The organism is Arthrobacter sp. C9C5, from assembly GCF_013359735.1.
Lineage (GTDB): Bacteria > Actinomycetota > Actinomycetes > Actinomycetales > Micrococcaceae > Arthrobacter.
Window position 1 is genome coordinate 58,101 of sequence record NZ_JABFMX010000005.1, and the last position, 14,061, is coordinate 72,161.

Here is a 14,061-nt window from a genome sequence, read left to right on the forward strand (position 1 = left end):
CAGCCGGACCGCCCCCAACAAAACCGCCCCCAACAACACCCCCAACAAAAGCGTGCCCAGCCAGACGGGCCTGCGGCTGCTGCCGCCCCGGACGCAGCACAGCGCCGTCCCGGTACTCTCCCCGGACCAGCGGGACGCCGTCGACGTCGCGCACGGCTCCGGACCCGTCCTGGTGCCCGGCGCGCCGGGCACCGGCAAGTCCACGGTCCTGGTCGAGGCCGCCGTCCGCCGGGCCCAGCGCGACGGCCTGGACCCTGAGCGGATGCTGATCCTGGCCCCCGGCCGGCTGGCCGCCGATGCGCTGCGCGACCGGTTCACCGCGCGCCTGGACCGCAGCCTGAGCACGACGCCGGCCCGCACCTGGGCGTCGTACGCCTTCGACCTGATCCGGCGTGCCAAGGCGGAGGGCATCCTGCCGCTGCCGCGTGCGCCGAAGCTCCTCTCCGGGCCCGAACAGGACCTGATCATCAAGGAACTCCTCGAAGGCCATGCCCAGCCCGGGCTGGAGCTGCCCTGGCCCGAGGACCTGGCCGCCGCCCTGCAGACCCGCGGCTTCCGGCAGGAAGTCCGCCAGCTCTTCGACCGGATTATCGAATCCGGGCGCACCGCGCAGGACCTGGCGGCCCTCGCGCAGCGCTGCGGCCGGCCGGACTGGACCGCCGCGGCCGCCCTCTATGCCGAGTACCGCGACGTCCTTGACCTGCGGATGCCCGAATCCTTTGACCCGGCCGGGATCATCACGGCGGCACGCCAGATTTTCCAGGACGCCCCGGAATTCCTGGCCGCGGAGCGGGACCGGCTCCAGCTGATCCTCGTGGACGATATCCAGGAGGCGAACCCGGCCGTGTTCGAACTGCTTGCGGACATCGCCGCGGGCAAGGACACGATCGTCACTTCTTCCCCGGACACCGTGGTGCAGGGATTCCGCGGGGCGCGGCCGGACCTGGTGGCCGAGCTGCCCCGGCTGCTCGCCCCGGCCGGCGGCACCGTCCTGGAGCGGCCGCTCTGGACCGCACACCGCCACGCCCCGGCCGTCGCACAGGCCTGGCAAGGCGTCGCCGAGCGGATCTCGCTGCGTTCCGGCGGGACGGTGGCGCGCCGGCTCGAACCGGCGCCCCGGGGGCTTGAGGGCCAGGGCGACGGCGTCGTTGAGGCGCACCTGTTGCCGTCCCCGGTGCACGAACTGCGCTATGTGGCGCAGCGCATCCTGGAAGCCCAGCTGAACGACGGCCGGGATCTGGGAGACATCGCGGTGATCGTGCGCAACGGCGGCCAGCTCAGCCAGCTGCAGCGCCACCTGGCCGGCCAGGGCATCCCGGTCCGGATCCCGGTGGCCGAGTCCGCGGTCCGGGACGAGGTGGCCGTGCGGCCGTTGCTGGACGCCTACGCGGTGGCGCTGGACCCTGACGTCCTTACCCCGGAATCCGCCGTCTCGCTGCTCACCTCGAGGATCGGCGGAGCAACGTCGATCGAGTTGCGCCGGCTCCGCCAGTCCCTGCGCCGTGAGGAACTCCTGGGCGGCGGCGGCCGCACCAGCGACGCGTTGCTCGTGGAAGCACTCCTGGACCCCGGCGCCCTGGCGACGCTCGGCATCGAGGGGCATTCCGCCCGCCGCGTCGCCCGGATGATCCGCGCCGGCCGGGACGCCGCCGAGGCACCGGGCGGCAACGCCGAGACCGTGCTCTGGGCGCTCTGGCATTCCACCGGACTGGCCGGCCGCTGGACCGAGGCGGCCCTGGCCGGCGGGGCAGCGGGAGCCCGCGCGGACCGGGACCTGGACGCCATGATGGCCCTGTTCCACACCGCCGAGCGGTACGTGGACCAGCTCCCGGGCTCGGGTCCGGAGCAGTTCCTCGAGTACCTGCTCAGCCAGGAGCTGCCGATGGACACGCTGGCGGCCCGGGCACAGCTCGAGGACGCGGTGGAACTCATGACCCCGGCCAGCGCCGCGGGACGGGAATGGCCGGTCGTCATTGTGCCCGGCCTCCAGGAAGGCGTGTGGCCCAACACCCGGCTCCGCGGCGAACTGCTCGGCAGCACACTTTTCGCCGACGCCGTCGAACACGGTGTCGAATACGCCCTGCAGCTCGATCCGCTGAGCCGTCTTCGCGAGATCCGCTATGACGAGCTGCGGAGCTTCTCCACCGCCGTTTCACGGGCCCGCGAAGTGCTGATCTGCACGGCCGTCTCCTCCGAAGACGAACAGCCCTCCTCCTTCCTGGACTACGTTTCGCCCCTGCACCCGGACCAGGACCGGCGCGGCTTCACGCCCGTGGAGCGGCCGCTGACCCTGCGCGCGCTCGTCGCGGAACTGCGCCAGTACGCCCAGCTTGACGGCGGGGCCGCCGAGGCGGCCGAGGCCACCGCCGTGCTGGGGGCCCTCGCAGCCGCGCAGCCGGCCGTGCCCGGCGCCCACCCGGACAGCTGGTGGGGGCTGGCTCCGTTGTCGTCGACAGACCCCGTGGTGCCGCCCGGCAGTACCGTCTTCGTCTCGCCCTCCAAGGTCGAGACGGTGCAGAAGTCGCCGCTCGACTGGTTCGTCCAGGCTGCCGGCGGAGAGGCCGCGACGGATTTTGCCCGCAGCCTCGGAACCCTGGTCCATGCCATCGCCCAGGATCTCCCGGACGCCTCGGGCGGCGAGTACGTGGCCGAGCTGGTGAAACGCTGGCCCGCGCTCGGGATGAAGGACAACTGGGAAGGCAAACTCGACTTCCAGCGGGCCGAAACCATGGTCCGCAAGCTCGCCCAGTACGTGCTGGTCATGCGGAGCGAGGGCAGGAGCCTGCTCGGCGTCGAGCAGGACTTCGAGGTGAAGCTTCCCGATCTGGAGCCCGGGGACGCTGCCGGCGGTGAAGAGTCCTGGCCCGCGCGGCCCGCCGTGCTCCGCGGCCAGGTCGACAGGCTGGAGATCGACGCCGAAGGCCGGCTGGTGATCGTGGACCTCAAGACCGGCAAGCGTCAGCCGGGCAAGGCCGAGCTCGAACGCCATCCCCAATTGGGCGCCTACCAGGCCGCGGTCCTGGCCGGCGGGTTTACCGGCCCGGACGACGGTCCGCCGCCGCGGCCCGGCGGCGCGGTGCTGGCCCAGCTTGGCACCAGCACCAAAAGCCCCGGCGTGCAGAGCCAGCCGGCGCTGGATCCGGAAGCGAACTGGGCGCTGGAGATGGTCGGCGAGGCCGCCCGCGTCATGTCCGGCAGCACCTTCGAAGCCCGCCACGACCCCGCCAAGGGCGGGCACGGCGGCCACGGCTGCAGGCTTCCCGAAGTCTGCCCGCTGTGCGCACGCGGAAAGCAGGTCACCGAATGAGTATCGAGGCAACGACAACGGCGGCCGGGCCGGAGACCGCGGCGCGGGCGGACACACCGCCGAAGCCACTGCCGAAGCCCGTGCCCGAACCGCGGTTCAGCCCGGAGGAGCTGTCCGCGATGCTGGGGGAGAAGAACAGCCCCACCGCCGAACAGTCACGGATCATCTCATCCCCGCTGGCGCCCCGGCTTGTCATCGCCGGGGCCGGCTCCGGCAAGACCGCCACCATGGCGGACCGTGTGGTGTGGCTCGTCGCAAACGGTTGGGTCAGGCCGGAGGAAGTACTCGGTGTGACCTTCACCCGCAAGGCCGCCGGCGAGCTCGCCACCCGGATCCGGGCCAAGCTGGCCGCCCTGGCGCGGATCGCCGCGGCCGATCCGGACCACAAGGTGTTCCCGGCCGGACTGCTGAGCACCGACGCGCTGGAACCCAAGGTCTCCACCTACCACTCCTACGCGAGCGGCATCGTCTCGGACTACGGGCTCCGGCTCGGCGTCGAACGGGACGTTGTGCTCCTCGGCGGTGCCCAGTCCTTCCAGCTCGCGAGCGAGGTGGTGGAAGCCTACGACGGCGACTACCAGCACTTCCGCTCCGCCAAGTCCACCCTGGTCAAAGCGGTCATCCAGCTCGCCGGGGAATGCGCGGAGCACCTGCAGGACCCCGCGCAGGTCCGGGCCTGGTTGCTGGACCGGGTGGCCGAGTTCGAAGCGCTGCCGTATGTCGCCACGGCCAAGAAAAACCCCAGCCAGGCCGCGGGGGACCTCAGCGCCCTGCTCCGGACCCGCGCCAGCGTTGCGGACATGGTCGGCCGCTACGCGGAGGCCAAACGGGCCCGCGGAGCCCTGGACTTCGGTGACCTAGTGGCCCTCGCGGCCCGGGTGGCCAACGAGATCCCGGTGGCCGCGCAGACGGAACGCCAGCGCTACAAGGTGGTGCTGCTGGACGAATTCCAGGACACCTCCCACGCCCAGCTTGTCCTCTTCTCCCGGCTGTTCGGTGACGGGCACGCCGTCACCGCGGTGGGGGACCCGAACCAGTCCATCTACGGCTTCCGGGGCGCGTCCGCGGGCCAACTCTTCCACTTCGTCCGCGAATTCCCGGTCCGGGTTGACGGCGGTGGCAGTGAGCGCGATTCCGGCGACGCCGGCGGCGGCCCGCCACGGTTCGCCGTCGCGCCGACGTCGTACCTCACCACCGCGTGGCGCAACGGCCGTCACATTCTCGAAGCCGCCAACGTCATTTCGGCCCCGCTCAGCAAGGCGGCGGCCCATGCCGGTGCCGCCGGTGCCCGGGACAGCGCCGATACCGTGGAGGTCCCGCCGCTGCAGCCCAGCCCCGCCGCGGTCCAGGGCCGCGTGGTAATGGGTCGCTTCGGCACGGACGAGGACGAAGCGGCGGCCATCGCCGCCGACGTGCTGAAATTCCGGCGGACCGACTTCGACGCCGGCAAGACGGAGGAGCCCGAGCCGCCGGCGATGGCCGTACTGTGCCGCCGCCGGGCCCAGATGGAGTGCATCCGCCGCGAATTCGAGCTGCGCGGCATTCCCTACGAAATCGTGGGCCTCGGCGGGCTGCTGGACACCCCCGAAATCGTCGACCTCGTGGCGACCCTCCGGGTGCTGGCCGATCCGGGCCGCTCCGACTCGCTGATGCGGCTGCTGGCCGGCGCGCGCTGGCGGATCGGGCCTGCGGACCTGATGGCGTTCCGCGACTGGTCGAGCTTCCTGGCGCGGCGCCGCGGCCGCCCCGGTAGCGACACCGATACCGACGTCGACGGCGACACCGCCGACACCGTCATCGAGGGCGACCTCACCGACGCCGCGAGCCTGGTCGAGGCGCTGGATTGGCTGCCCCGCCCCGACTGGACGTCCGCCCACGGCCGCCGGCTGAGCCCGGAGGCACTGGAGCGGCTGCAGCGGCTCTCCGCCGAGCTCCGTCAACTCCGCAGCTTCATGGGCGATGACCTCAGCACCCTGCTGGGCGAGGTGGAGCGTGCCATGCTCCTGGACATCGAAGTCGCGGCCCGGCCCGGCATCAGCATCCATCAGGCCCGGCGCAACCTGGACGCCTTCCAGGATGCCGCCGCCGGGTTCCTGCACACCTCGCAGCGGGTCGACGTGCTCGCGTTCCTGGCCTGGCTGGAAGCGGCCGCAGCCGAGGAAAACGGCCTCGACGCCGCCGCGCCGGAAGTCAACCACGAGGCCGTCCAGCTGCTGACCGTCCACGCCTCCAAGGGGCTGGAATGGGACGTGGTGTTCGTCCCCGGCCTCAACGCCGGGGCGTTCCCGTCCAGCCGGGATTCGCGCTGGAGCAGCGGGTCCGCCGCGCTGCCGTGGCCGCTGCGCGGGGACCGCGCCGACCTGCCGCAGTGGGACCTGGACCAGCCGGACCAGAAAGGCTGGCTCGACGCCGAGAAGGAGTTCAAGTCCGCGGTCCAGGCCCACGGCGAGGCTGAGGAACGGCGTCTGGCCTATGTTGCCTACACCCGTGCGAAGCATGTGCTCTGGGTTTCCAGCGCAGCCTGGGTAGGCTCCCGGGCGGGCCTGGCCGAAATGTCCCCGTTCCTGGCCGAACTCGAAGTGCTGAGCGGGGCCGGCGCGGCCGAGATCCATCCGCTTTCCGTCGCCGAGGAGGCCCTGCCGGAGGAAAGCCCGCTGACCTCCGAGCTGGAGCTGGCACTGTGGCCCTACGATCCCTTGGAAGGACCAGTCCACCCGCACACCGGAGCCCGGTTGCGGCTCGTACCGGGCCGCCGGGCCGCCATGGAGGCCGCCGCGGCGCGGGTCCTGGAGCAATTGGAACAGCCCGGCGCCGGCTCGCTGCCGGTTCCGGCCGGGGCAGGCACAGCACCCGCAGCTTCGGTCCCCGCAGCTGCGGCGGCCGGGGCGCGCAGACTGCGCGGGCCGGCGGCCGGCTGGGCGCAGGAAGCGGCCACCCTGCTGGACCGGCGGTCCCGGCGGTCCGCCGTCCAGGAGGTGCACCTGCCGGGCCATATTTCCGCCTCCACCCTGGTGGACCTGGACGAGGATGCGGCCTCCGTGGTGGCCCGGCTGCGGCGGCCCGTCCCGCGCGAACCCGGGATGTCGGCCCGCAAGGGAACGGCCTTCCACGCCTGGGTCGAAGAATACTTCGGCACGTCCGGGATGCTGGACCTCGGCGAAGCCGCCGGCTCGGACGACCACATTGACGAGGCCTACGGCCTGGACGCCATGGTGGAGACCTTCCGCCAGTCGGAGTGGGCCCACCGGGCGCCCGCGCACGTCGAAGTTCCGGTGGAAACCCGGATCGGCGACGTCGTGGTCCGGGGGCGCATTGACGCAGTCTTCCGCGACGCCGACGGCGGCTGGGACCTCGTGGACTGGAAGACCGGACGCCGGCCCTCGGCCGGCCAGCTCAAGACCAAGTCCGTGCAGCTCGCCGTCTACCGCCTGGCGTGGTCCCGGCTCAAGGGCGTCCCGCTTGAGGACGTCCGGGCAGCGTTCTACTACGTGGCAGACAACCAGGTGGTCCGCCCGCACGATCTCGGCTCCGCGGAACGGCTGGAGGAGATCGTCGCCGCGGCCCTCGGAAGGAAGTCGGGCTAGCTGCCCTTAGTGGCGCTGGCCGGGTACCACGGTGAGCGCCGTGGTGGAGGTGTCATCCGCAGCGGACGGCTTTGGCGCGGCCGGAGCGTCGGCGACGGGCTTCCCGTCCTCCGGATCGCCGTCAGTGGCGGCGGCACCGGCGTCGTGAGTGCTGTCCTCCGGATCCCCGTCAGCGGCGGCCTGAGTCCCGGCGTCCTCCTGCGCCGCGGCGGGAAGCTCGTCGCGGGGGATCGGCGTGACATGGACAGCGGTCGCCATATCGCTGACCGGCTGCGGCTCCTGTCCGGGCGCTGAGCCGGGGGCATCCGGGCCGATCGGCTGCACGGTCACGGCCGGCTGCGGCAGCGGCTCAACGCTGATCGGCTGGCCGCCATGTTCCGCGACGTCCTCGGCCAGCACCGCGAGCATCGACTCGGCCTCGCGGATCATGTCCTCGTCGTCCGCCGCAAGGCCCTTGACCAGGTACTGCGCCAAGGCGAACTCGGCGGACAGTGCGGCGCGGCGCAGCAGATGGGCGTCGGGGGCGTCCCGGCGGCTGGACGTGTAGTGCGCAAGGACGGCGTCCACAAAGTCCTGGTCGTTGGACGCGACCAGCCACGCCATGTCGTCGGCCGGGTCCCCGATCCGCAGGTCGGTCCAGCCGGTCACGGCGGTGACCCGGTCGCCGTCGACCAGGAGGTTGTCCTCGTGCAGGTCACCGTGCACCACGCTGGGGTTGAAGCGCCACAGCGACACGTCCTCAAGCGCGTGCTCCCAGCGGCGCAACAGCAGCGGCGGGATCTTGCCCGTGGTGGCGGCCTGGTCCAGCTCGTTGAGCCTCCGCTGGCGGAACTCGTTCGGCGTGTAACTGGGTAGATCGGCGTTACTGACCAGCGAATGCGGGAGGTCGTGGATGGCCGCGAGGGCGGCGCCGAGTTCCCGGGTCAGCGCGGCGGAGCCGGTGCTGAGCTCCTCCACCGAACGCGTGGCGCCGGAAAGGTGGGAGTAGACGAAGGTGCTGAGCGTGCCTTGCCGGACGGTGCCGGCCACGGTCGGCATCAGGAAAGGAAGCTCGGCGCGGATGCCGGGGGTGAACGCGCGCAGCACCAGGAACTCGGTTTCGAGTCGCGCACTTGCCTCGGCATGCCGTGGCGAGCGAACACGCCAGCGTTTGCCTTCGGAGTCCAGGAGAAGGGCGGAATCGAAGTCTGCCGGATCGTCGGGCGCGGAGCTCACGGCGGTCGGGGTCAGGCCGGGGACAGCTGCAGTCGCTACAGCTGCCAGTTCGATTGGTTTTCTTCTCACGCTTCCACGGTAGATTGAGCCGGCCCTAAGACGGCGCTGCATTACGGCGAGTCTGAAAGATCGGCCCGAAATAGCGCCGAACGGCAACCGCTCAGGCAACCGCTCCCGCAATCGGCCAGGCGCGCGGCCGGAACCGCCCGCGGAAATGTCAATTGTCGGCGGGGGTCGGTACGGTGGGTACATGAGTCTTGCGGAGTCACCGGAGTCCGGTAATGCAGAAATCGATGGGCAAATTGCCGGGCAAAATGCCGGACAAATTGATCCTGAATCGGTGCCCGCTGCTGGGGCCACTCCGGCAGGGGGAGTTACGGTGGCCCGGGCCGCGGGCGACAGCCCCCCGGCCAACCAGTTGCGGGACACCGTTCTTCCGGTCCGCCCCGCGATGATTGATCGCGGCTCCGCGGCCAGGCTGAAGCCGGGAATGCTGGAGGAGCTGCTGAGTTCCGGCGGCGTGCAGGCGATGGTCCTGTCCCGGCGCCAGGCGCTGGTGAGCGGCGAGGGGCTCGTCTTCCTGGACGCGGCCGGCCTCGCCGGGCGGCTCAAGGGAACCGCGTACGCCCCGGAACAGGTCATTTACCTCGGCACCGCACTGCCCGGAGCGCGTGCGGCCGAGGGAACCCAGTACGTGCTGTTCGTCCTTCCGGAACAGTTCGAGGTCCGTGCCGAGCCGTTCGAGCCGCACGTCGAGGGCATCCCGGCGGGTGCGCAGTGGGCCGGCTTCCGCGAGGTGGCCGCGCAGCTGGACCCCACCGATGCGGCCCTGTTCATTGAGGCCAGCGCCATTGCCAACTGGCACGCCACCCATACGCACTGCCCGCGCTGCGGCGCCGCCACGGTCCCGGAGGCCGGCGGCTGGGTCCGGCGCTGCCCCTCGGACAATTCCGAGCATTACCCGCGCACCGACCCGGCCATCATCGTCACGGTCGTCGGCCCGGACGACCGGCTGCTGCTGGGCGGCGGCGGCCCGCTCGACTCCCGGAACTACTCGACCCTGGCCGGGTTCGTCGAGCCCGGTGAATCCCTCGAGCAGGCAGTGATCCGTGAAATTGGCGAAGAGGTCGGGGTGCGGGTCACCGCATCGCAGTACCTCGGTTCCCAGTCCTGGCCCTTTCCGGCATCGCTCATGCTCGGCTTCACTGCGACGACGGCGGACACGGAGGCCACGCCCGACGGCGTCGAGGTCACCCGGGCGCGCTGGTTCAGCCGCGCCGAGCTGCAGGAAGCGGTGCTGAGCGGCGAAATCGTCATCTCCAGCCGACTCTCGATCGCGCGGGCCCTTATTGAACACTGGTACGGGGGCGTCATCCAGGACCGCCCGGACAGTGCCTGACGTCCTCGTGACACCACCCGGCGGCGCCCCCGTGCGGCGGGTTCCACACGCCGCGGCGTCCACCGCACACACTCCAACGACTGAGCAGCAGAAGTGAACACAGATATCTTCCAGTCCAGCGCCTTTCCGGCCGGACAGTCCCACGACGGCTCACCCGCCGCTGAAGCTCCGGTGCCCGACGGCCGTTCCCTCGAGGAACGGATCCTTGGCGGCCTCGACGCCGAACAGCGCGAGGTGGCTAGCACCCTGAACGGTCCCATGTGCGTGCTCGCAGGCGCCGGCACCGGCAAGACCCGCGCCATCACGCACCGCATCGCCTACGGTGTGCACTCCGGCGTGTACAGCCCGCAGCGGCTGCTGGCCGTCACCTTCACCTCGCGGGCCGCCGCCGAAATGCGCAGCCGGCTCCGCGACCTCGGTGTCGGCAGCGTGCAGGCCCGCACCTTCCATGCCGCGGCGCTGCGCCAGCTCCAGTTCTTCTGGCCCCAGGCCGTCGGGGGCGCGCTGCCCAACCTGCTGGACCACAAGGCCCAGATGATCGCGGAGGCTGCCCGCCGGCTGCGGCTCAGCACCGACCGGGCCTCCATCCGGGATCTTGCCTCCGAAATCGAGTGGGCCAAGGTGTCCATGCTCACCCCGGCCAACTACCTGGAAAAGGCCCAGGGCCGCGGCACCCCCGGCGGGTTCGACCTGACCGCCGTCGCCCGCGTGTTCCAGTCCTATGAGGACGTCAAGACGGACCGGAACGTGATCGATTTCGAGGACGTGCTGCTGATCACCGTGGGGATCCTGCAGGAGGACCCCAAGGTCGCCGCCACCGTCCGCGAACAGTATCGGCACTTCGTGGTGGATGAATACCAGGACGTTTCGCCGCTGCAGCAGCGGCTCCTCGAACTGTGGCTCGGCGGCCGTGACGACCTCTGCGTCGTCGGCGACGCCAGCCAGACCATCTACTCCTTCACGGGCGCCTCGCCGAAGCACCTGCTCGGCTTCAAGGCGCAGTACCCAGACGCCACGGTGGTCAAACTGATCCGGGACTACCGTTCCACGCCGCAGGTGGTGAAGCTGGCCAACGATCTGCTGGCCGGCCGGCGCAGCGGCGGTCCCGTGGCGGACGCGGCCTGGGCCGCGCCGCTGCAGCTCGTGGCCCAGCGGCCGGCCGGCCCCGTGCCGCAGTTCACCGAATGTTCCGACGACGAAGCCGAGGCTGCCACCGTCGCCGTGAAGATCAGGGAACTGCTCGACGCCGGGACGCCCGCCAGCCAGATCGCCGTCTTGTTCCGCACCAACGGCCAGTCGGAGGCCTACGAACAGGCCCTCGCCTCGGCCGGTATCGGCTACCAGCTCCGCGGCGGCGAGCGGTTCTTCGCCCGCAAGGAAGTCCGGGACGCGATCCTGCAGCTGCGGGCCGCCACCCGCGCCGTCGCCGAGACCGCGACGCCGGAGCCCCTGGGCCAGCTGGTCCGCGACATCGTGTCCTCCCTGGGCTACACGGACGCGGCCCCGCACAGCGGCGGCGCCCTGCGGGAACGGTGGGAATCGCTGGCAGCACTCGTGGCCCTCGCCGACGAACTGGTGGTCAGCAGGGGGACGCAGTTCAGCCTCGCCGACTTCGTGAATGAACTGCAGGAGCGCTCGCTGGCGCAGCACGCCCCCACCGTCCAGGGCGTGACCCTGGCCTCGCTGCACGCCGCGAAGGGCCTTGAGTGGGAAGCCGTGTTCCTGGTCGGGTTGAGCGAAGGCCTGATGCCGATCTCCTTCGCGGACACTCCCGAAGCCGTGGACGAGGAGCGCCGGCTGCTCTACGTCGGCATCACCCGCGCCAAGGAGCACCTGCACCTGTCCTGGTCCACGGCCAGGACGCCGGGCGGCCGCGCCAACCGGAAACCTTCGCGGTTCCTGGACGGGCTGCGGCCCGACTCGGTCGCGAGCTCCTCCGTCCGCGGAAAGGGCGCCGCGCCGCGGCGCAAGGCGGCGGTGCCGGCGTCGTGCCGGGTCTGCGGGAGCATGCTTTCCAGCGGTGCCGAACGCAAGGTGGGCCGGTGCAGCCAGTGCCCGCCGAGCTACGAGGAACAGACCTTCGACGCGCTGCGGCAGTGGCGGAAGGAGACCGCGCTGGAGGCAGACGTCCCGGCCTTCGTGGTCTTCACCGACGCGACCCTGACCGCGATCGCCGAGGCGCGGCCGGAGTCCCTCGAACAGCTCGCCACCCTGCCAGGAGTCGGCGCGTCGAAGCTGGAAAAGTACGGCGAAGCCGTTCTGGCCGTCCTGGTCGAAAGCTCCAGCCTCTGATGGCCGGCGCGGCGAACACCAGCGTCACCCCGGTGACCACCGCCGACGGCGCTCCCGTGGAGGTGCGCCGCTCGGCCCGGCGGCGCCGCACGGTGGCCGCATTCTGGGAGAACGGCACCGCGGTGGTCGCCATCCCGGCGCATTTCAGCGGCGCCCAGGAGCGCGAATGGGTGCACCGGATGCTGGAGAAGCTCCGCCTACAGGGCACCCGCGGCCCCAAGGCCGCCGGCAAGCGCCGGGCCGGCAGCGACGCGGAGCTGGCGGCCCATGCGGCCGAGCTTTCCGCCAAATACCTCGGCGGCCGGGCGGTCCCGACGTCGGTCCGCTGGGTGACCAACCAGAACTCACGCTGGGGCTCGGCCACGCCGTCGGAGGGAACCATCCGGCTCTCGCACAAGCTGCAGCCGATGCCGCAGTGGGTCATTGACTATGTGCTGCTGCACGAGCTGGCGCACCTCCTGGTGGCCGCCCACAATGCCGCGTTCTGGCGGCTGCTGGCCGCCTACCCGGAAACCGAACGCGCCAAGGCGTTCCTGGAAGGCGTGTCCTTCGCCACCGCCCGCGGCCTGCCTGCTGACGGGGACGACGTCGTCGACAGCGCCGATGTCGATGACGCCGGGACCGCCGCCCGCTGACGACGCCGCCCGCTGACGATGCCGGGCACGGGAAAGCCCCGGCTGGAACCGAGGTTCCGGCCGGGGCTTTCCGGTGCCGTTCGCTGAAGCAGCCACTCAGGCCTTGGGGTTGCCGCTTTCGTCCCCGGCTCCGGGCTCACCGCTGGAATCGTCCCCGGTTTCGCCGGCATCGTCTCCGCCCTGCTCCGCCCCGGGTTCAGCCGAGTCGAACCCGCCGCTCAGCAGCTTTTGCAGCGCGTCGTCGACCTCGGTGTCACTCGCCTCGGCCAGCTTGCGGCGTTCGCTGAAGCCCTTCGGATCGTCCAGGTCTTCGGCCGTGGGCAACAGGTCGGGGTGCTGCCAGATGGCGTCCCGGCCTTCCACACCGCGTTCTTCCTTCAGCTGGGCCCACAGCGTGGCGGCCTCGCGCAGCCGGCGGGGCCGCAGCTCAAGACCGACCAGCGAGGAGAACGCGTGCTCCGCGGGGCCGCCGGTCGCGCGCCGGCGCCGGACGGTTTCGCGCAGCGCCGCCGCCGAGGGCAGCAACTTCTCCGTCGCGGCGGCCGTGAGTTCATCCACCCAGCCCTCCACCAGGGCCAGCGCCGTCTCGAGCTTCTCGAGGGCCTGGTCCTGGGCGGGCGTGCGCTGCGGCATGAAGACGCCCTGCGAGAGTGCTTCCTGGATGCCCTCCGGGTTGCTGGGGTCCAGCTCGCGGGCGAGTTCCTCGATCTTGGAGGTGTCGATGTGGATGCCGCGGGCGTAAGCCTCGATCGCGCCGAGCAGGTGCCCGCGCAGCCACGGGACCTGCACGAAGAGCCGGGCGTGGGCGGCTTCGCGGACCGCGAGGAAGAGGCGGATGTCGTTTTCCGGCAGGCTGAGGCCCTCGCCGAACTTCGCCACATTGGCCGGCAGCAGCGCCATTTCCAGGTCGGCCAGCGGGACGCCGATGTCGGTGGAGCTGACCACTTCGGCGGAGAGCGCGCCGATCGCCTGGCCCAGCTGCATGCCGAAGATGGCCCCGCCCATGTTCTGCAGCATCGAGGAGGCGCCGCCCATCATGGACTTCATTTCCTCGGGCATCTGCTCGGTCATGGCGGAGGAGAGCGCGTTGGCGATGCTGTTCGCGACGGGCTCCGTCAGCCGCTTCCACGTCCCCAGGGTTTCCTCGACCCATTCGGCGCGGGACCAGGCCCGGCCGATCAGTCCGGTGGCGGGAAGCTCGGTGACCTGGTCCAGCCAGAGCTCGGCGAGCCGGAGGGCCTCGTCGACTTCGCGGGACTGCGCGGCGGTGACGGACGGGTCGGACCCGCTGGCGGCCACCCGGCGGGCGTTCTCGTGCGCCAACTGCCAGTTCACCGGACCGTCGGAGGACGCGCTCATCATGGCCTGGACCTGCGAAAACATCTGGGCCAGCAGGTTCGGGTCGTTGGGCAGCCCGGCGGCCTTCGCGAGCTCTGCCGGATCGATGTCCCCCATGCCCTTGCCGCCCATCAGGTTCTGCAGCATTTCTGCCAGCGGATCCTTGGGTTCGTCGTCCCCGTTGGACGGATTGAGTGGGTTAGAGGTCATGATCCCGCCGATCGTCGGTGTGACTGGTGCTCATCTTCACGCTACCCCTCCGTGTGAGCGGCTGTCTCCCGAAACCCGGCC

Annotated in this window: 7 protein-coding genes; 5 read left to right on the forward strand and 2 right to left on the reverse strand. The window is 71.2% G+C overall.

All coding sequences use genetic code 11. The annotated features are described in order from the left end of the window. Positions 1–52: 52 nt before the first annotated feature. On the forward strand, positions 53–3,307 hold the full coding sequence (locus HNO80_RS05325) for an ATP-dependent helicase (RefSeq protein ID WP_502707824.1): 3,255 nt from the start codon (positions 53–55) through the stop codon (positions 3,305–3,307). Positions 3,308–3,426: 119 nt separating this feature from the next. Next, complete coding sequence (locus HNO80_RS05330; protein ID WP_249777179.1) at positions 3,427–6,891, forward strand: ATP-dependent helicase; 3,465 nt, start codon at positions 3,427–3,429, stop codon at positions 6,889–6,891. A 6-nt stretch (positions 6,892–6,897) separates the two neighbouring features. On the opposite strand, the gene HNO80_RS05335 is transcribed toward HNO80_RS05330, so the two are convergent. Further along, positions 6,898–8,175 carry a macrolide 2'-phosphotransferase gene (locus tag HNO80_RS05335; protein WP_175321803.1) on the reverse strand — a complete coding sequence of 426 codons (1,278 nt, stop codon included), beginning with the start codon at positions 8,173–8,175 and terminating at the stop codon, positions 6,898–6,900. 382 nt (positions 8,176–8,557) lie between these two features. On the opposite strand from HNO80_RS05335, the gene nudC reads away from it, so the two are divergent. The 3 genes from nudC (at position 8,558) to HNO80_RS05350 (ending at position 12,432) form a co-directional block, all read left to right on the forward strand. Then, complete coding sequence (nudC, locus tag HNO80_RS05340; protein ID WP_249777181.1) at positions 8,558–9,505, forward strand: NAD(+) diphosphatase; 948 nt, start codon at positions 8,558–8,560, stop codon at positions 9,503–9,505. Positions 9,506–9,676: 171 nt separating this feature from the next. Continuing rightward, positions 9,677–11,797: an ATP-dependent DNA helicase UvrD2 gene (locus HNO80_RS05345; protein ID WP_175321915.1), complete on the forward strand. Its 2,121-nt coding sequence runs from the start codon at positions 9,677–9,679 to the stop codon at positions 11,795–11,797. Next, complete coding sequence (locus tag HNO80_RS05350; protein WP_175321805.1) at positions 11,797–12,432, forward strand: M48 metallopeptidase family protein; 636 nt, start codon at positions 11,797–11,799, stop codon at positions 12,430–12,432. Before HNO80_RS05345 ends, HNO80_RS05350 begins: the two co-directional genes overlap by 1 nt. 96 nt (positions 12,433–12,528) lie before the next feature. Here HNO80_RS05350 and HNO80_RS05355 read toward each other — a convergent pair whose 3' ends face one another. Next, complete coding sequence (locus HNO80_RS05355; protein WP_175321806.1) at positions 12,529–13,980, reverse strand: zinc-dependent metalloprotease; 1,452 nt, start codon at positions 13,978–13,980, stop codon at positions 12,529–12,531. Positions 13,981–14,061 lie beyond the last annotated feature (81 nt).

Bases quoted from the DNA above. Each gene is read 5' to 3' on its own strand.
- nudC (WP_249777181.1), top strand. From the start codon at position 8,558: ATGATTGATCGCGGCTCCGCGGCCAGGCTGAAGCCGGGAATGCTGGAG.
- HNO80_RS05350 (WP_175321805.1), top strand. From the start codon at position 11,797: ATGGCCGGCGCGGCGAACACCAGCGTCACCCCGGTGACCACCGCCGAC.
- HNO80_RS05330 (WP_249777179.1), top strand. From the start codon at position 3,427: ATGCTGGGGGAGAAGAACAGCCCCACCGCCGAACAGTCACGGATCATC.
- HNO80_RS05355 (WP_175321806.1), bottom strand. From the start codon at position 13,980: ATGACCTCTAACCCACTCAATCCGTCCAACGGGGACGACGAACCCAAG.